The organism is Butyrivibrio sp. AE2005 (assembly GCF_000686965.1).
GTDB classification, from domain to species: domain Bacteria; phylum Bacillota; class Clostridia; order Lachnospirales; family Lachnospiraceae; genus Butyrivibrio; species Butyrivibrio hungatei_A.
The window spans coordinates 37,901-57,902 of the sequence record NZ_JMMD01000020.1 but is presented as its reverse complement, the minus strand read 5'-3'; the positions used below and the strand labels follow the sequence as shown (position 1 = coordinate 57,902).

The following is a 20,002-nucleotide window of genomic DNA, read 5'->3' as shown; positions in this document are numbered from 1 at the left end:
TCTATACCTCTTTTTAATTCAATAACTTTTCATCCGATCGTCAAATATACATGTTCTCGGCAAGTTCTTCCCTTGAAAGGAAAGGCGCAAGATCTTCAAGCGGAGGACTTGAAAGACTTCCGTCCGGCTCTCTTCGCGCCGAGCTCTTGGGTGCCCAAACCTGCTCAGTATCGGTATAAACTTCAACGAACACAGGACTCTTGGCATCTACCGCCGTCTTCATCGCATCTTCAAGCTCATTTCCCGTGACCACCCTGCTGTAGGGATAACCGAACGCTTCCGCAATCTTTTCAAAAGACGGAAATGCGAGATCTCCGCTCTCGGGGCCAATTCCGACTTTTGAATACTCTTTGAACAGATTGTTCTGAGTAAGTCTGATCGAATGATAGCCCTCATTGTTTATGAGAAATACCTTGATAGGGAGCTTATTTGTGATAACAGTCTGAAGCTCCTGAAGGTTCATCATTATACTTCCGTCGCCTTCAAGACATATTGTTTCTTTTCTTCCTGCCGCGATGCAAAGACCTATCGCTGCGGGAAGACCATATCCCATGCTGGCTACCGCGTTGTTTATTATAAATCTCGTGCCTTCTTTTACTACCCAGCTCTGGTGGCCCGCTACGCAGCACGCACCGTTACTTACTGCAGTAAGACTTCCCTTAGGAAGTGCCGCAGAAAGAGCTTTGATAAATCCGTATACATTAACCTTGTTATCGCCTGTATGGAGCTGACTTTCCGATACAACGGGATATTTTTCTTTCCATGCAACGCACTGTTTTCTCCATGCATCTGCAGGAGAAACGTAAGTCTCGCCACACTTATCTGCTGCCGCATAGAGCTTTTCAAGAAACTCTTTTGCGTCAGCGTGAATCTTCATATCAACATGAACAGTGTGTTTCTCCATCTCGGCAGGTTCAATGTCGACCATTACGACCTTGGCAGCTCTTGCCCATGTTCCCCATGTGTAGCCTACCTGTCTGATTGAAAGCCTGCTGCCTATGACGATGACAAGATCCGCATTCTGTATCGCAAAGTTCCCCGGTCTGTCACCCATATTACCGCCGCGGCCGCAGTAAAGCGGATTGTCTGTTTCTATAACATCAATTGAATTCCAGTATGTACAAACGGGAACTCCGAGTTTATCCACAACTTTTCTGAACGCGTCAAAACCACCTGAAATACGCACTCCGCCGCCTGCATAGATGACGGGACGCTCAGCTTTTTTGACCATCTCGATTACTTCGTTTATTGTTTCATCAGAAACTTCCGGAGTCTCTTTTTCATAAGAAGCTGCTTCTTCCTCGCTGTAGCCTCTGAGCGAATCGGGATCGATCTCAGCGCCCTGGAAATTAACGGGAACATCGATCCACACAGGGCCCGGTCTTCCGACGTTCATAAGATGCCAAGCTTTTTCCATGTGATATCTTATGTCTGCGGGATCTTCAAGCATAACTGCGTACTTGCACATGTGCTCAGTCATGCGGGTTATATCGTACTCCTGATCTCCGAGAGAACGAAGTCCCTTGCGATCATACTCTTTTCCCATGAGCTTATGCTCATATCTGACTGTTGTGTCATAACGAACCTGCCCGCTCACTACAAACATAGGAAGCGAATCAAGCCAGCCTCCGAGCACTCCCGTTATCGCGTTGGTTCCGCCGGGACCCGAAGTCACGCAAAGAGCCGCAACTCTTCCGTCATATCTTGAGTAGCTCTCAGCCGCTATAGCCGCGCCCTGCTCATGATGGAAGTGCGTGCATGTCATTCCTTTGGTATGGCCAAAAGAATTATTCAAATACATAGCGCCACCGCCTACTACAGTGAAACAGTCGGTGACGCCCTTTTTTACCAAAAATTCTGCTATATAATCAGAAACTCTCATATTTACCACCTTATCCAAGGTGCTCTACCTGTTTCAACAAGTTCCGTAAGTTCGTCCCTTTCTCTTGCCGTATCCATGCACTTCCAGAAGCCGTCATACTTGTATGCGACCATCTCACCGTCTTTTACGAGATTGTGCATAGGTTCTTTTTCAAAGAATGTCGCATCGCCCTCGATATAATCAAAAACTCCTGGCTCAAGAACCATGTAACCACCGTTAATTCTGGCGCCGTCCATGCTTGCTTTTTCTCTGAAATCTTTAATGGTAGAACCATCACCTTTATCAATGTCAAACACACCAAAACGCTGTCCGGCAAGAATCGCAGTCACAGTCGCAAGTTTGCCGTTTTCCTTGTGGAACTCAAGGAGCTTTGTCATGTCTATGTCACACACGCCGTCACCGTAGGTCATGAAGAATGCCTCGTTTCCGACATGCTCTCTTATCCTCTTGATACGTCCACCCGTCATGGTGCTGTATCCTGTGTCGACAACAGTTACCTTCCAGGGCTCCGCCTTCTGTGAATGGAACGTTGTCTTATTCTCATTTGCGAAATCGAAAGTCACATCACAGTTGTGAAGATAATAATTTGCGAAATACTCTTTTATCACTTCCTGCTTGTATCCCGCGCATATAATAAACTCATTGAATCCGTAATGCGAATATTCTTTCATAATGTGCCAAAGTATCGGCTTTCCCCCGATCTCGATCATTGGCTTTGGGCGAAGATGGCTCTCTTCACTGATTCTTGTTCCGAAACCTCCCGCTAAAATTACAACTTTCATCTAATCTCTCTTTCCTTCCCGTTGGGTTACATAGTGCCCCGGTGTCGGAGATTTTCCGTGACCACTACGGCAATATGTACAATTTTTGCTCTATTTATATCAATAATAAATTACATAGTAATATACTACTTTTTGAAATTTTTTTGTAGTCCATTAATTATATGTCCACGTTCTCCAGCATTACCGGAATTTTCCTGTTCGCACATTCCATAGCTATAACACCGGTGTCACCGTAGTATGCGTCCCACATATCAATAAACTCAAGGCTCTGGTTATCTTCATCCCAAATAACACCTTCTGCGTTCTTTACTTTTTCTACAAATGCAAGGTATCTCTCACGAACATCATCTTCTGCCTTATCAAGGTTTGCAGTCAGATAATCCTGGGGAACAAAGATTGCAACAAGTTTTCCTTCTTTTGCAGTCTCCGCAAATGTATCAAGAACACGCTCAAATTTATCGATTGCTGCTTCGCCGCGGCACATGAGAGTACTGATGGTGTAGTAATAAATGACTGCCTTTCGGTCTGCATATCCACCGAGGAAATCATGCCACTTTTGTTTCATGGCTGCATCATCGGCTGATTGTATTTCATCATGTCCGTGTCCGGAAGCATCGATATTCTCTGCATGCGCACATACTGCGTTTTTAGTATCATCTGCTAAGCCGTCGCTCTGCACACGTTTCTGCCAGTCTCTTCCGACATATGGTGAAACTTCGATTTTGTTTTCCCAAAAAGCCCTTGTCTCCTCGCTGGAAAAGCCTATCAATTTCTGAAGATAGAGTTCTCTTTGCTTCTCTGACTTAAGAAGCACCTTATCTGCGTTTACTACCGCAGGCTGCTCCGCAAGTATCTCAATACTGCGGCACGCCTTGTCCTCACTGTCGATTGGATCGTCAATGTCAAAGCAAGGCACATAAATAAGCTCATCCGTCGCATTTATTATATTCGACGAATAGAAAAACTCATGCACGGTAAGCGACGAATTCCACTCATCATAAGGCACCTGTATCACTATCGCATCAGGATGAACTCCCGCATAGTCGAATTTCTCGAAATCCTCGACATTAAGATACTTAGGGAAAAGAGCTCTTTCATCATGCATATCACCAACTTCGCCAACGAAATTGGTATCGTAAAAACTAATCGGAATCACATGAACATCATGTCCTTCCGATACGTACTTATGCCACAAGCCTTCCACGGTATCCCACCAAATCGCCCTGCAAGGCAGGAAAAGAATAGTCTTTTTATCCTTTTCTTTTTGCGGAACAAGCATTTTTTCCATATATCTTCTGACTGAAACAAGCATTTCATTGGAATCAAAAGTATACCTGAACGGATTATGTCCGATTTTTTCAGCAAGCGCTCTCTCCTGACTGATATACACGGGATACTCGTGCATTCCGCCGCCCTTATGTATCTCCATGTAGTTGCCGTAATCCAAAGCCAATTTGTAATCATAGCAACACGGCACCTGTAGCAGCGTATTCTCGAACTCCATCTCAAAAGATTTATCCATGAATTTTTTGGGATAAATATGATTCCCATACTGGAGATAAAAAGGCATCATGGCCACTCTGTCAGCCTCAGACACAGGACACTCCATGTATATTTTTTCGATCAGCTTCTGAAGCTCATGTTTAAGCTTTTTTCCCCTGCGAAGATGAACGTGATTTTCTTTTTCAAGATTTATAACAAGAGATTCTATATTATTTGCAAGACTGCCCAACTCGTCCGCTGCATCAACGGCGTCATGTACCAAGATTGCCCGTTTTACTCTTTCAATACGCTCTTTTTCTTTTTCCTCGTCATTATAGACTCCGTCCATGGGAAAAATATCAACTCCCACCGTATAAGGACATCCGCTGAACTTCGAAAGATGATTCTCACTGCAATCTATGGTGTTACAATTGACTATTCTTCCGAGAAAATTGTCATAGCCCTCTTCGATATCTTTTAGTAAAAGAACTATGTACACACTCGGAAGCTCTTTCTTTGCAAGCTCAAAAAAGCGCTCATAATCATCGCGCAACATATAAATATCGAAATCATCATCCCACGGAATATATCCACCGTGGCGCACTGCACCTAGAAGCGTTCCATAATCCGCGAACCACTTAAGACCATGTTTTTTGCACAGCTTATCAATATCAGACAACATCTGAAGCTGACCTGCCCAATAGCGCTTCATCATCGTTGTGATATAAAAGCCGTTTCTGACTTCCTCTCTGAAAAAAGAATCAGGAAAACTGATCTCATCAAGCGGCACAATATTCTTTTCTTCGGGATTATTTATTCTCATCAGATCAAACTCGCTCCTCTTTCAGATATGAAAAATCAAGCTCTCTTATCGCAGGGATAATTTTCGAATACTCGGTGTTTTTTCCGAACAAAAGAGTTGTACCGAGAACAAAACCGTCCATCTTCTTTGGAACATACTCTTTCATTCTCTCCGCGCCGCAAGCTCCGTCCCAATAAAGCTCAAATCCCATTTTTTTCCTGAGGTGAAGGAGCGCGTCAATTTTCTCACCAACGAAAGGAAGAAACATCTGGCTGGCGTTGCCCGGATTAACCGCCATAACAAGAACTCTGTCAACAATGCGAAGCTGCTCTCTTACAGACTCAACACTGGTTCCCGGATTTATCGCAATACCCGGATGCATTCCGTAATCAATTATCTTCTGGATTGTCGCAGACGGATGATACTCCGCCTCGGGATGAATGTAGACCGTATCTCCCTCGCGAAGATACCTGAGAAAAAGCTCTATATTATTCCTCGGATGCTCGATCATCAGATGCACATCCAGAGGTTTACTGCTCAATCTTGCAATCGATACCATGTCATAGAGCGACATGGCAAAGTTATTAACATACCTACCATCCATGATATCAATGTGAAAAGAATCTATTCCGGCCGCCTCAAGTGCCTTGACCTCTTTCTCAAGATTACCGAAATCAGCGCACATCATGGACGCCGTAAGTACAAATTTATTCATACTGCCCCCTCAAAATATATGAATTGTTCCATTCATTTGAAACCTATATCATATACATTTTATCATAGATAATGCTTTTGTCAGCGTTCAGCCACGCATAAACGCTGAATTTTCAAGATATTCCAAAATCTGCGATCATAACAGGCTTTCCAACAGCAGAAAAAGCCGGCACAAACGGCGACGGACTTCCGTAGTACGCATCATATTCCTGCGCTATCGCATCCGCATCTTTAGAATCTTCAAATGTAGCTTTTACGTAGCCTTTTGAAACAGCGCTATCTATTACATCAAATATCTCTTTTGCCAAAGAATCCTGCACTTTAAGCCATTCTTTTTTATCTTCGGGATAAAGAGAAATCGAGACATCAATATTATCAGCCGACTCCTTTAATATCGCCAACTTTGAATTAAGTGCCTCTGTAAGTGAAATTCCCCGCTCCGTGCTCTCAAGAAGTTCATTGGCACCTATACAGACAAGGAGCTTCTTCCTTCTGCTCTCTCCCGCTTTGTTATCAGCTTTTTCACCGAGAGTTTCAGTTAACGCTTCTATATATTTATCCGCAACCTCGATTTTCTTTTTCCATATATCTTCCGTTTCCTGGCCTGCAAAAGAAGAAAGCGTATCAATATACAAGCTTCTGATATTTTCCGATTGCACAAGAACCTTATCTGCAGCGATCACACCGGGAGCCGTAACGTAGTGGCGCATATTGTACATATCGCTTCCGTCATCCTGCGAAAACTCCGCCGTTGGTGCGATTGGAACATATACCACATTATCCGCATATTTCCTGACATTACTTGCATAGAAATATGGCGGAATCGTATGGCATGGATTTGCTTCATCATATGGATTCTGAATATAAACAACATCGGGAGCATGCAAGCCAAGGTCATAATTTCTGAAATCCGTACATGAAAGTTCCCCGGGATACTCGCTCATATGCGCAGATTCCGCAATCTCCTCATCAGTCATATTAACTTCGCCGACAAAATTCTTTTTCAAAAGAGGAAGCGGAACAACATATACGTCTGTGTCCGGATCTGATATCTCCTTTTCATATAAGTCTTCAAAAGCCTTCCATTCTCTGATTCCTATGGGTAAAAAGAGAATTTCTTTTCTATCTAGAATGTTTTCTTTTACCGATTGTTCCACCTTATCTAAAGCATCCCTACTCTTATAAAAATCGGTTTCGGCATTATTTGCAACCGTTTCTTCTGTGGCTCCGCTCTCTGCCTTTTCTTTTACTTTTATATAATCTTCCCAAAGCGCATCACACAAGGATTGCAACGCACCTACAAGTTTGAATGTACACTCTCTGTCCGCACCTTTAACATTCTCGGTAAGCGTTCCAAGATCTGCCGCAAGCTGCTGAATATCACCTACAAGCTTCGTAAGTTCATCAAAAGCCTCTGCGGCAAGCTCACTTCCCGCACATATCTTATCCGCATCTGCAAGCATCTTCTTAAGCCCGGAAACACATTCTTTTGCAACCGTCTTAAGAGAATTACTTTTATCAGGGACATCTCTTTCAAGAATTTTCGAATCAAACTTATATCCGCCAAAAGACTCTCCTGAGATTTCTTCCATCTCTTTCTTTTGCCCTTCAAAGAAAGGATAATTATGTCCGTCCCAGTTCTTTTTGACCGTACAATAATCGCCGTATCTTTTGGTAAGTACCGTGTTGTAGCAGGCCGGCACAGGAATTGTGGTATTCTCAAAAGGAAGTCTTATACTTTTTTCATACCACGATTTCGTTTCGCCCGCACCACTTCCATATTTAATTACCCAGGGAAAAATCTGCCCGACACGATTCGTATCCTCAGGCTTAACTCTTGCCATTTGCTTCTCGGCAAGGCGATACAGCGAAACAGCAACTTCTCTTTCAGACTTTTTGTCCGGATTTAACTTTGGAAATTTTGCATTGTATTTTGCGGAAAACTCATTAAGCTTCTGTAATACCGCATTTTTATTAATTTGTCCGTCTATGATGCCATCTGCCACTGCAAGGATATTAAGGATCTCATCGCAGCGGGACTTTTCTTTTTCCTCATCTTCATAGAGATAGTCCTTGATAAAAATGTCTACTCCCGCAAGCCACGGAAAATTATTGTGTTCATTAAGATATTCAAGATCAAAACACATCTTGGAATTATTGACGACTCTTGCCAGAAAGAGCCAATGATTATCTTTTCTCTCATAGTCGTGGATAACGAAATTCTCCGGAAGCTCTGCATCCGCGACCTGTCTGAATTTATCATAATCGTCTCTAAGCATGCAAATATCAAGGTCATCATCCCACGGAATGAATCCGCCGTGCCTTACCGCGCCGAGAAAAGACCCCCAGTCCGCAAAATATCTGATCCCATACTTTTCGCATATACTATCTATCTTTCTTAAAATGTCCAGCGTAGCCAGCCACGCCTGCTTAATCGCCGTAGGTATATAGAAGCCGTTCCTGACTTCATCACGTAGAAAATCAATGGAATTGTCCATTATTTATCCCCTGCTTTTTCTTTTATTATGTATCCGATTATAAATTCACATAAACCTTCTCTTTAAATAATCAATTCCTTGCTGAGATAGCATGCCCGCGTCAAGTTCCGACCTCAAAAAATCCTCAGCACTCTCATCGCCCAAAGCCTCTCTTCGCATCTGAAACTTATACTCATTTAGTCTTCCGATCATTTCATTCACACTGTTTCCAAACAAGGGAAAAGCGCCGACTCCACCGTTAACTTCGCAAATTTCTCTAATATCCATCAAAGCATTAAGCTTATTATCAAGCTCCCGCCTATCTTTAAGTTCCGCAAGTACTCTGTATACAAATTCGTAATTCTCCATACCAATTGCTTCTTCAATTGTGTCAAGAAACTGCAATCCAAGCTTATACATTTCTTCCTTTTCGGGTGACACTGTATAATACTCATCGAATCTGTATTTATCACTATATTCATTGCAAAACTTCTCTCTGTACCTGTCATAGCTTGTGAGCTTACTAAGCCCGCAGTCATGAATGCACCAAGGCTCATCCTGCATTATTACGCCAACTTTGTATCCTCTTCTCTTAAATTCTTCACATTGTGACAGATCATAAAAATCAAATCCGTCAAAAACGTCTTCTCTCCATGGAACGTCTTCATTAGTCGCTATAAGCATTCCATCAACCGCATCTGTCTCAACAACATCCTCATCCGTCATTCGTTCAGATCTAAGATCAAGCTTCTTTTTTTCATTCACTGCATAAGTTGCACCAACAGACCAATGGTCCCATCCGGATCCGTTTTGCGGAAGAAAGCCTCCTATTACGCCAAGAATTCCATATTGCTTATTCTCTTCAAAAACTCTTACTAAATCTTGTGGGAAATTTCTGTTTAAAATAAAAACATCCTGATGTATGTAGACTTTATAGGTAGCATCCGTAGATTTCATCGCCGCGTTGTAACCGGCGCACATTGAGGGGGCATCCTTGATAGTGATAAAATCAATCTCCATGTTTTCAGGTACATTCAGCCTGTCAATATACCATGCACATTCACTTGCCACCCGGTCATCATTTACACAGGCAATAAAAGCCATCTTAACTTTATCCTGCATGAATCGCAATCCCCCTAAATCCCCGAAATAATAATCAAATTATACCTAAATATTCCCACACATTCAATTAAACCAATGGTATGATAGTAATGGCTATACCAAATAACATCCCCGGAGGACTGCTATGAAAGTTCTTTATCTTGATATATCAATTTTTTTCGCCAACATGGACATGCTTGACGCCTTGGAAAAGTACACAGACAGCGAAGGAAATCACCTTGAAATAGTAAAATACCCTTATAACTACGAAGAAAAAAAAGCAACAAGCAATCCCGATTTTGAAGCAGACTTTCTTAAAACCATCAGAGCGACGAATCCTGACTTCGTCTTTTCATTTAATTTCCTGCCGGTAGTTTCCAAAGTCTGCAATATTGAAGGCGTTAAATATGTCTCCTGGGTTTATGACAATCCGGAAGCTTTCCTTTACTCATGTCAGGTCATAAATCCCTGCAACATTGTTCTTATGTTTGATTCAAAGGAATTCGAGACATTTAGAACAGGCGGCATAAAAACAGTGCACTACCTTCCTCTCGCCGCATCCACAAGACGCCTTGACAAGCTTATTCCCGGCAAAAAAGAAAAAGAAAAATTTACAACCGACATCTCTTTTGTCGGCTCCTTATATACAGAAAGAAGGCAATACTATGATGAGATTGCTCCAAAATTAAGTCCCTACTCACTTGGGTACATTGACGGACTTATCCGCGGTCAGCTCCAGGTCGACGGAATAAACTATATCGAAGAATGCCTTCCGCAGGAAATAGTTGATGAAATCCAAAAAGTAAGCAACATATATCCTTATCCCGACAGCGCCGAAACACCTGCATATCTCTATGCCAATTACATAATAAACAGACAAGCTACAATCATCGAGAGAAAAGAAATCCTCACAATGATAGGCGCTCACCACAATATGAGGCTCTATACTTACGGACAAAACAAGGCTTTTTGTCCAAAAGGTGTCGAAAATATGGGCGCAGCGGACTATTTTCTTGAAATGCCTTATATCTTCAAACTAAGCAAGATCAACCTCAACATAACTCTCAGGAGCATCCAGAGGGGAATCCCGCTAAGAGCCTATGATATCCTCGGCTCAGGTGGTTTTCTTTTATCCAATTACCAGGCAGATCTCGCCAATATCTTCGTTCCGGGAGAAGACTTTGTATACTACGAGGATAGAAAAGATCTCCTTGATAAGATTGATTATTATCTTGCAAACGAATCTGAGCGCAAGCAGATTGCCCAAAACGCCCATGATAAAGTCGAAAAAGAGCATTCTTTTGATGTGCGCGTCGGCCAGATAATTGACATCGTAAAGAGTGTTTAATATGAGGTAACTATCTATGATGTTTCCACCAACAATAGATATAACAAAATATCAAGATGAAAACGGCGCCTATACCGAAGCAGGGCGCCATGAAATGATGGATGATACCGAAAAAGAATACGAAGTCTTTTCTGAAAGATACAGCGAAGATGTACTCTCGCACCATGAGATGCTCTGCAAAATCAATTCTCTTCTTGTAGCTCAAACAGATGCTTCTTATAAAGAGATATGCGATATTTGTGAATCATATGAATATCATAAGCTATCTAAGATTTTTACCGACTTCGACAGATTCTTATCTGCTCATATAATCTATCAAACAGAAAAAGCTGCCGGAATAGCCGAAAATGTTTTTTCTCTTATAGATTCAGTAAATGATTATGTATATTTAAAGCAGATAACTTTCTATTTATTCAGGAGAATACAAATGGATTTTCCTGAAGATGAGACTTATTCATTTTATGAAAACATAATAAATATAAATCCATCCATATTCTACATTCTTCAAATGTTGGATGAACTACGCATAGGCAACAAATATGCCGTTGCAGAAAAGCTTTCATATTTCTATAAAAAATCCGGATATGCAAACGAAGCCCTGCTCATAAAATCTTTTTCCGAAAAAAAATATGAGAATGTCCCTATAAATAAGCAAAATATTATTCAAACGGGACGCTCATACAATACTCCCAAAAAAATCTGTTTTATAACCTGCGTAAACAATGCCCTTATGTACGACGAATGTTGTTACTATATCGGAAAATTACTTGTTCCTGCAGGATTTGAAATAGAAACACTTTCAATAAGCGACGCATCCGGCATGGCTGAAGGATATAACATGGGCCAGTCTGCAAGTAACGCTGACATAAACGTATTTCTTCATCAGGATGTCTGTATATTGAACCCTTACTTTATTTATGAAATCGCTGACATTTTTGAATCTGATAATTCTGTTGGTATGGTAGGTCTTGTAGGAAGCCCCGCTCTTCCTCCCGATGCAGTAATGTGGCACGACAAAAGAGTCGGAAACTTGTATTCCGCGTATCCCGACAACCTGTCATATGACTATACTCCGGACAGATCAGGCCGTGCAAAAACTTCGGTTGAAGCAATAGATGGGCTGATTATGATTTCCAACAAAAAAATACCATGGCGCGAAGATCTCTTTGACGGATTTGATTTCTATGACATTTCACAGTGCACCGAATATATTAAATCCGGGTATAAGGTTGTAGTCCCCGAACAATCATCTCCATGGGCAGCTCACGATGACGGCTTAATGAAGCTTGGCCTTTATAATAAATACAGGCTTCTGTATATAAACAAATATAAATCTTGAAAAAACGCAAAATAAAAGGGCTCCGTTTCCGGAGCCCCTTTTGGTAGTTGCAATTATGCAAATGACCAAGTTTTCTTGTGAACCATCTAGGATTAACCGAGAAGTGAAAGAACACCCTGGTTTGTCTGGTTAGCCTGAGCCAGCATTGACTGTCCAGCCTGTGCAAGGATGTTGTTGTTAGAATACTTAACCATCTCGGTAGCCATATCTGTATCACGGATAAGTGATTCAGCAGACTGTGTATTCTCAACTACGTTGTCGAGGTTCTTGATTGTGTGCTCAAGTCTGTTCTGGATAGCACCAAGATCAGATCTCTGCTTTGATACCTTCTCAAGAGCGGACTTAATAGTCTTCATAGCTGTACGTGCGTTTGTAGCATCACTTCCTGTAACTTTGCAGTTATCAGCAGTAATCTCGAGACCAGAACATTTCATCTTCTGGATTGAAATTGTAATCTGGTTCTCATCAGTTGCACCATCTTTAACCTCAGAACCAACCTGAAGCTTCTTACCTGTGAATGATCCATCAAGAAGAGCCTGGTTGTTGAACTGTGTAGCTGAACCTGTTCTGTCGATCTCGCTTCTAAGAGCAGAAATCTCAGCATCGATGTAGCTACGGTCTGAAGATGTAAGAGTCTCGTTAGCTGCCTTTGTAGCAAGCTCGTTCATTCTCTGAAGCATATCATGTACTTCGTTAAGAGCACCCTCAGCTGTCTGAACTGCTGAAATACCATCCTGAGCGTTAGCTGAAGCCTGTGTAAGACCTCTAACCTGACGTCTCATCTTTTCGGAAATTGCAAGACCTGCTGCATCATCTGCTGCTCTGTTGATCTTGTAACCGGATGATAACTTCTCACTTGACTTAGCCTGAATTCCTGTTGTGATTCCAAGCTGTCTGTTTGCATTCATTGCTGTAATGTTGTGTTGTACTACCATAATATAATTCCTCCTTGAATTTGTACGGTGGCATCCTTGCCACTCGTTTGCTCGTTTCGAAATAGTTCTTAGTGCTGGCCTAAAAACCATCTCTGTTTTGTTTTACACTTTTATTATCGACTATAAATCTAAAAAAATAACCCCTTTTAAAAAAAATAATGTATAAACTTTTTATAAACTACATTTTTGTCAAAAAATATCTTTATTTTAGCGCAATCGCATTACTCATTATTCTGTTCATCAGAAGCTGAATTTGTAGCATTTTCTTCATGTGCCGGCGGCTGCATGCTTTCTGATGTGTCAGTACTCTCTTGTGTCTTCGGCTGCTCAGTATCACGCATTGCAGTCTCTTCATTCTCAGTTACTTCCTCTAACTTTTCTTCTACAGGAGTAATTACGCTTGCAGCTGTATTTGCCTGCTCGGTATTTATCTGCTCGCCCAGAACAGGTCTTTTTTCTGCAACAGAAGTTTCAGTAGACGCCGCCTCAGTCTTATTCTCCGTAGTTTCGGAATCTTTCTGTTCGGACTCTTTTATCTCAACTACAGGTGTATCGGATTCAGGCTCTTTTGCCTCCTCTTGTTCCTCTGTCAGCTCGCTGCTTGCTGCAGTTGCAGCTTCCTCTTCAAGTTCTTCCTGCTGCTCTTCCTCCTCTTCCTCAGAAAGAACGGGCTCAACCTTCCATGTAACCTTCACAACCGGATGAACAGCAACATCCTCCCATTTCCCGTTTGGATTACAATATCCCGTAAGTCCAAAAGAATACGAATCAAAATCTATCTCATCAGGAGACCTTGAAAGCTCATACGAATAGCTTCCACTCTCCTCATCAATCCTGTAAATATAAGCATCCTCAGGTGCCCTGCGCATTTCGGTGCTGACAGATATCTCGCCATCTTCGGAAACAGGCTTCTCATTGCCCTCATCATCTACAACGGCAAGATACATGCTGCATGCATCCGAATCGCCAAAGTCCGTGTTTCCTGCTATCTCAATATCTCCGAGATTTTCAACACTTGCCGTTATCGTGACAATAACAGGGACGTTACTTCTGTTTTTTACCGTAAGTGAATCACTTCGCCTTGAAAAATCATACTCTCCATCATGATTTCTAAACAGGAGCGTAGCTCCCTCCTCGACCTTTCCTCCTCCGTACTTGGCCGCATCGGTAGCAAAAATAAGGCCCTGCGGATCTATAACAAAATCAAAAGGAGACTCACTCTCTTCGCTGATGGCAGGTAGCGCTACAGACACCACATCTTTTCCATATACTTCAAGCGGAAGCGTAACCGTATCAACCGCCCGCACATCAACAGAACCGGCAAACAACATAATTGCCGTGCAAATCCCCGTTAACAATGCAGTTGTCCTCATCCTTTGCTTCTTCATGATTTCTTCCCTTTTTACCCAATATCGAAAAATCAACTACAAGACTATTTGTTTTATATATCGGCAACATTTTTATGTTTGATTATATTATACACTCGCGCCGTGCATACAACAAACAGATGGGATGTGTGTGTCTTTTGTCAAAAATACAAGGGATTTTGCTTGGTTTTTGACAAAAATATGAGTGATTTTACTCTATTTTTGTCAAAAATACATTTTTCTTTTGCTTCGCATATTCAATAAGTTCGTCTGTAAATCCGCTCTTGGAATATATTACGAAATATTCTTTTCGCGTATCTTTTTTCCAATTTACATGACGAGCCTTTTCCTGCAATGCCATCAGCACTCCCATTCCCTTCTTTTGGTTTGAATACTTACACTCACCAAAGACCATATCCGTACCGGTCGAATCATATGCCACAATATCTATTTCTATATCTTTTGCTCCCCACCATCTTCCGACTCTGTTAAAAGATACACCTTCAGACAAAAGCTCCCAAATATTCTCACGGCAAATATCTTCGTATACATAGGAAACATGGTTGTCCACAAAATTTTTCTTAAGCTTATCCAGCACAAATTGTACTTTTCCCGATTCAAGCATGCTTCGATTCGGATATACGAACTTAAACCAAAATGTAATGAAATTATCCTTTATCCTGTACAATCCCATTTTACTCTTCTCAGGATTTTCTTCAGTAATAGGCACTTCTCTTTCTATGATGTCCAGATCAATAAGATTCTTTAAATACGATGTCAAATTTGATTGAGACACCCCTAAATCCCCTGCAATTTTGCTAAGTTTATGATTTCCGGCAGCAATTGTTTTCAAAACAGAAAAATAGCTCCCTATCTCAGATACTTCCTTCTGCAGCAAAAACTCCGGCTCAGCATAGAGGAAAGCGCTTGTAGACAGAATGTTATCCCTTATTGATGAATAGATATCTTTTTTCCTATCAAACAACTCAATATACTTAGGGACGCCCCCTGTGACCGCATACTGCTGAATCTGCTCATCCGGTGACAGCGTTTTATCAAATTCATGATAATATGAAAAATCAATCTGCTTAAGCTTTATCTGCGCTGTCCTGCGACCATATAACGGCGAATCATAATTTAAAACTTGCGATGTCATCATATTTATTAAAGATCCGCATAGTATCAGCATGATATTCGCTTTTGAAAGAACCTCATCCCAGATTTTTTGCATTATCGACGGAAATGCCTTATTTGCCTTACCCAGATTCTGAAATTCATCGATTACAAGAACAATTCTCTTTTTCTCTGATTCCTCTGCTACACTCTTAAAGATAGGTGCCCACGAGTCTAAAGACGCACTTGCAAGCAACTCGTTATCAAACATTTCCGATACGAGATTCTTAAATGCATTCCTATTATCTGATTCACTCTCTTCCGTTGCCAGGAAAAAGATAGCACTCTTAGCTTCACAAAAATGATTGATAAGCGCAGTCTTACCAACGCGTCTTCTTCCGTATATGACAACAAATGATGCGCCGTCTCTCGCATATTCATTCTCCAACGTTGCCATCTCGTTAATTCTATCAATAAACTTGGGCATCAGCCTTCTCCTTTAATTGTTATATTTATAATTATTATAATTTGAATTATTATAATTGTAAATATATACCAAAGGTACTTGCATACTAAAACGCATAAATCTGCTGCAATTAACAACATCAACATCAATTTTGAAGTACTTTGAAGTCAATTTGAAGTTAGTTTGAAGTTGACTTTGACAGAAAAGAAGCCGACAACATCGGAAACGGTGAGAATTATTCCCTCATAAAACCTACAACTCTATTCTGCATCACAGATCTGGGACTCATCCCGAAAGCGCCAAACTACGAACCGAGCTTGAGAAATACAAAAACAGGAATACGTGAGTTACATCAAGCGTCTTATTTTCTATTCTTGCAGCCTCAGGCACCAGTTCAATATACTTCTCAAAATACTCAATTATTCCCTTCTGTGCTTTCTCAAAGACCTCTATATCTGTCTTGCTTCTGGTCTCCTTAGCAAATACAGGTTCACCGCTTTCATCAAATTCCTCAAGCTGCGGAAACGGCGCCGTAAGAATAGTGGGTATTCAAAGTTTTTGAGGGTCAATCATTTTGAGGGTCTAGTTTGAGGGGCTGTCGTGAGGGGCTACTTTGAGGGTTTGGTTTGAGGGTCTACAGTAATAATAAATAGAACCAGGGTTAATCAGTTATTGAAACTGACTAATCCCGGTTCTTTTTTATGCAAGAATCATTTCCTGCATTTCCTCCGTCTCTTATGATGTTTCTTGGACTAAATATCAAAGGAGGAGGATACATGAATAGTATCACAGATTTACTAGACCTTGAAGATAACGATGTAATCATCAAAAGCATTGATATCCAAGGTCAGACCAAAATTCTCACACTCGAAACACATCCCACTGCTCATTTCTGTCCCATCTGCGGATTCAGGATGTATTCACGTGGCATCAAGAAAAGGACCATCAACCATCCAATCTTACAAGATAATTACTCTCTTGTTCTTATCCTTAAGCAGCGAAGATGGCGCTGTATCAACCCTGACTGCCACTACAGCACTAACGAATCATTTAAATTCGTCAACAAGAGCCGCAGGATGTCTAACGCTACTGAAATGCTTATAGTTAGCGCCTATAAAGATCTCATGGAAACATCCACATCTATTGCAAAACGTTTTAATGTCTCAGACACCTTTGCACATGAGGTATTCGATCGTTACGTTAAGCTAGACAGACTTTCTCTGACTGATGCCATATCTGTTGATGAGGTATTTCTGGATATGGATGATTACTGTAAATACGCCCTTGTAATACAGGATTTTCATACCGGCGATCCCATCGACCTACTAAGAAGTCGTCGCACAAACGTCACAGAACCCTACTTCACACTTATTCCTATAGAAGAACGCCTAAAAGTCAGATATCTGATTTCAGACATGTACAATCCTTACATAGCATACGTCGAGAAATACTTTCCAAATGCTGTTTCGGTTGTAGATTCCTTCCACGTCATCCAGTGGATTGTGAGGCTTATTGATAACTACATACGGGCACTTATAAAAAAGTTCAAACAGCGCGACAGGGAAGACTTTCTAAAGCAGCATCCTGAAATTCAGCCACCATTCTCTATCCCGCTTTCCAATGAAGTATATCTGCTCCAGAAATACAGGTGGCTTATTCTGGCTAATCAATCTAACATCAAATATCACAATGATCCTCGCATGGATAATCACTTCCATGCTCTTATGAACACCTTTGACTATGAAGACGCTTTATTTCGTATAGATCCAAAGCTTCGAGAATACAGGGAACTTAAAGAGAAATACGTCCAGTTTAATTTACGCAACGCAGAAAATCCAGCGGAAGCCAGAAAAGAAATACAGATACTCATTCAAGAATACAAAAACTCTGAGCATGAGATATTCCGTGATTTTGCATCATTACTGGTGAAATTTGAAGATTCTATCATCAATTCATTCATCATGGTTGAAAAGATCGGTGACGGAAATATATATGACAGTCGGCTTTCCAATGGTCCCATAGAATCCATGAACCGCAAGGTAAAGGATCTAAAAAGACTTGGGCGTGGTTTTAGAAACTTTGAGCATTTCCGAAACAGATTCCTCTATGCCACCAGATCCGCACCAATACTTAATGCAGTAAATGAGTACAATACAGTCTTATATCTTGAAGAAAGTGAGGATGAATAACGATGTTTAATGAAAATGTTTCTGCAGAACTCCAAGAAATCCTTGCTATTGAACTGCACAGATATAAAAGAGAAATAGGGCGCATGACCAAAAAAGAGTGGAATCTTCTCATAGACTGGGTTTACTCTGGCCATAGTCCATACACCAATGGTGATGGTATTTTTGACGATGATGGTTGGCCTTTAGACTTTATAAATACATTTCGTGGCTGGAGTAATATACGAGAATACAGCAATCAGCCAGGTAATGATGAGGCTCAAACTTTCTCCGCTATACCTGATGGAGATAAGTTTGATGATTTCCCAGATGACTTTTTCAACGCAACAGACTTACCATTCTGACGAATGTCCCAGCCCGCGGAGTAATCCGTGGGCTATTAAAATGGCTCTCATATTCAGCCCCTCAAACCAGACCCTCAAACCAGACCCTCAAACTAGACCCTCAAACTAGACCCTCAAACTAGACCCTCAAACAAACCCCTCAAAAACTCCCCATACTAAAAGGGCCTGACCCTCAAGTCAGACCCTAAAAACGCTTGGCAAACCCTCAAAAAGTTTGATTATCCAGAATAGTTTCCAGAATATAATAATTGTCGAATATTGCACTGCTGTTTTTCTCTTCATCAGAATAAAAAGGTTCTATATCCAAACCTTTATCCGCCATAAATTCAGGCTCCAGCTGCAAAAAGTAAAAGCCCTTGATATGCTGAGCGAACAACTTCTGAAGATACATCTGAGTAGTGCCCTTTGCCACATCATATTCAGCCCCACCCTTGTTTTTCTGTCCTACAGAAAATCTTAAGAAAATTCGACGGTATTTCTTAAGATTTATCTGCTATCATGGATAAAGTCGACAGTCTTTCAATGACAATTCTATGTCGATGCTATGGCGATTCGCCAAATCTATAAAAGTTCTATAAGTGAGGTATCAAATGAAAAGTAACCAAACAAATCTTTCAAAATTTTTTCCAATGATCAAGACCAAAGAACAGATACTTGAAGAAATCAATGCAAATGATACGCTTCGTGCAATCTTCAACAATTGGCCGGAAAAACATCAAAATGAGTTTCTGTCAATCTGCACAGGTTCCAAAGGCGTAAAAATGCTTTATGATTGCTACTTCAAAGAGATTCTCAATCCCGAATATGCTCCTGAGCGTCTATCATCGCTTCTAAGCACAATACTTGGAAGAAAAGTCACAGTGAAATATCAGCTGACTAACGACAACACCCGCATCGGAGATGAATCATCCCTTGTTATAACAGACATCGTAGTAGAGCTCGAAGACGGAACTCTTGCAAACATCGAAGTGCAAAAACTCGGCTATGCCTTCACAGGAGAAAGAGCTTCATGCTACTCCGCAGATCTTCTGCTGCGTCAATACAAGCGCATAAGGGATCTACGTAAAAAAGAATTCTCATATAAGGATATCGCTCCTGTATACACCATCGTATTTCTTGAAAACTCCCCTTCTGCATTCAAAGAATACAAAGATGTTTTTGTTCACAAATTTTCTACCGTATCGGATACAGGCCTAAAGATGAATATGCTCCAAAACTTTATATTTATTCCCGTTGATATTTTCCTTGAAAATCTACATAATAATGGTATTAGAAGTGATTTGGATGCGTGGCTGACTTTCCTTGGCTGTGACGAACCTAAATATATCTCAAAACTGTTAGAAACACATCCCGATTTCAAGTCTATGTACCATGACCTTTATGGCATATGCCGGAACACAGAAAGGATGATGACTATGTTTTTTTCTGAAGAATTGAAGATTCTGGATGATAATACAGTTAAATATATGATAGATCAACTTGAAGAAGAGGTTAAAGAGCAGAAAGCTAAGCTTTCTGAAAAGGATGCCACTATCGCTAACAAGGACTCAGAAATCGCTCAACTACGAGCCGAGCTTGAGAAATACAAAAGCATGAATAAATGAGTTACATCTGGGCTGAATTGATTTTTCAATTCAGCCCCTTATTTTATCATTTTTGCTCCC

Annotated in this window: 15 protein-coding genes; 5 read left to right on the top strand and 10 right to left on the bottom strand. The window is 41.0% G+C overall.

Annotation, left to right across the window (positions count from 1 at the left end; genetic code table 11):
- Nucleotides 1-40 precede the first annotated feature (40 nt).
- From DL92_RS0112990 to DL92_RS20410, 6 genes are all read right to left on the bottom strand, one after another.
- Complete coding sequence (locus tag DL92_RS0112990) at nucleotides 41-1,882, bottom strand: thiamine pyrophosphate-binding protein (protein WP_026667959.1); 1,842 nt, start codon at nucleotides 1,880-1,882, stop codon at nucleotides 41-43.
- A 2-nt stretch (nucleotides 1,883-1,884) separates the two neighbouring features.
- Nucleotides 1,885-2,664 (bottom strand): glucose-1-phosphate cytidylyltransferase, encoded by a 780-nt coding sequence (rfbF, locus tag DL92_RS0112985; protein ID WP_026656752.1) that lies wholly within the window; start codon nucleotides 2,662-2,664, stop codon nucleotides 1,885-1,887.
- A gap of 157 nt (nucleotides 2,665-2,821) precedes the next feature.
- On the bottom strand, nucleotides 2,822-4,969 hold the full coding sequence (locus DL92_RS0112980) for a LicD family protein (protein ID WP_026667958.1): 2,148 nt from the start codon (nucleotides 4,967-4,969) through the stop codon (nucleotides 2,822-2,824).
- Between the two features lie 4 nt (nucleotides 4,970-4,973).
- Nucleotides 4,974-5,663: a ribulose-phosphate 3-epimerase gene (locus DL92_RS0112975; protein WP_026667957.1), complete on the bottom strand. Its 690-nt coding sequence runs from the start codon at nucleotides 5,661-5,663 to the stop codon at nucleotides 4,974-4,976.
- 112 nt (nucleotides 5,664-5,775) lie between these two features.
- Entirely contained in the window at nucleotides 5,776-8,160 is a 2,385-nt protein-coding gene (locus DL92_RS0112970; RefSeq protein ID WP_026667956.1) for a LicD family protein, read from the bottom strand.
- Between the two features lie 45 nt (nucleotides 8,161-8,205).
- Nucleotides 8,206-9,261 (bottom strand): glycosyltransferase family protein, encoded by a 1,056-nt coding sequence (locus DL92_RS20410; RefSeq protein WP_051625350.1) that lies wholly within the window; start codon nucleotides 9,259-9,261, stop codon nucleotides 8,206-8,208.
- Nucleotides 9,262-9,385: 124 nt separating this feature from the next.
- Here DL92_RS20410 and DL92_RS0112960 point away from each other — a divergent pair, with 124 nt between their 5' ends.
- Nucleotides 9,386-10,588, top strand: coding sequence for a CgeB family protein (locus tag DL92_RS0112960; protein ID WP_026667955.1), 1,203 nt, complete (start codon nucleotides 9,386-9,388; stop codon nucleotides 10,586-10,588).
- Nucleotides 10,589-10,604: 16 nt separating this feature from the next.
- The gene (locus tag DL92_RS20405; RefSeq protein WP_051625349.1) at nucleotides 10,605-11,927 is read left to right on the top strand and encodes a glycosyltransferase family protein; all 1,323 of its coding nucleotides are present in this window, start codon (nucleotides 10,605-10,607) and stop codon (nucleotides 11,925-11,927) included.
- A gap of 92 nt (nucleotides 11,928-12,019) precedes the next feature.
- Here DL92_RS20405 and DL92_RS0112950 read toward each other — a convergent pair whose 3' ends face one another.
- The 3 genes from DL92_RS0112950 to DL92_RS0112940 all read right to left on the bottom strand — a co-directional run bounded on the left by DL92_RS0112950 (nucleotide 12,020) and on the right by DL92_RS0112940 (nucleotide 15,829).
- A complete protein-coding gene (locus DL92_RS0112950; protein WP_026667953.1) occupies nucleotides 12,020-12,862 on the bottom strand; it encodes a flagellin N-terminal helical domain-containing protein in 843 nt (280 codons plus the stop codon).
- Nucleotides 12,863-13,083: 221 nt separating this feature from the next.
- Nucleotides 13,084-14,250, bottom strand: a complete 1,167-nt coding sequence (locus tag DL92_RS0112945; protein WP_026667952.1) for a hypothetical protein — start codon at nucleotides 14,248-14,250, stop codon at nucleotides 13,084-13,086.
- Between the two features lie 190 nt (nucleotides 14,251-14,440).
- Nucleotides 14,441-15,829: an ATP-binding protein gene (locus DL92_RS0112940; protein WP_026667951.1), complete on the bottom strand. Its 1,389-nt coding sequence runs from the start codon at nucleotides 15,827-15,829 to the stop codon at nucleotides 14,441-14,443.
- A gap of 755 nt (nucleotides 15,830-16,584) precedes the next feature.
- Here DL92_RS0112940 and DL92_RS0112935 point away from each other — a divergent pair.
- Both DL92_RS0112935 and DL92_RS0112930 read left to right on the top strand, forming a co-directional pair.
- A complete protein-coding gene (locus tag DL92_RS0112935; protein ID WP_026667950.1) occupies nucleotides 16,585-17,997 on the top strand; it encodes an ISL3 family transposase in 1,413 nt (470 codons plus the stop codon).
- 2 nt (nucleotides 17,998-17,999) lie between these two features.
- Entirely contained in the window at nucleotides 18,000-18,338 is a 339-nt protein-coding gene (locus DL92_RS0112930) for a hypothetical protein (protein WP_026667949.1), read from the top strand.
- Nucleotides 18,339-18,543: 205 nt separating this feature from the next.
- On the opposite strand, the gene DL92_RS0112925 is transcribed toward DL92_RS0112930, so the two are convergent.
- Nucleotides 18,544-18,750, bottom strand: coding sequence for a hypothetical protein (locus DL92_RS0112925; protein WP_026667948.1), 207 nt, complete (start codon nucleotides 18,748-18,750; stop codon nucleotides 18,544-18,546).
- Between the two features lie 178 nt (nucleotides 18,751-18,928).
- Between DL92_RS0112925 and DL92_RS0112920 the strand changes: the two genes are divergently transcribed.
- A complete protein-coding gene (locus DL92_RS0112920) occupies nucleotides 18,929-19,942 on the top strand; it encodes a PD-(D/E)XK nuclease family transposase (protein ID WP_026667947.1) in 1,014 nt (337 codons plus the stop codon).
- Nucleotides 19,943-20,002 lie beyond the last annotated feature (60 nt).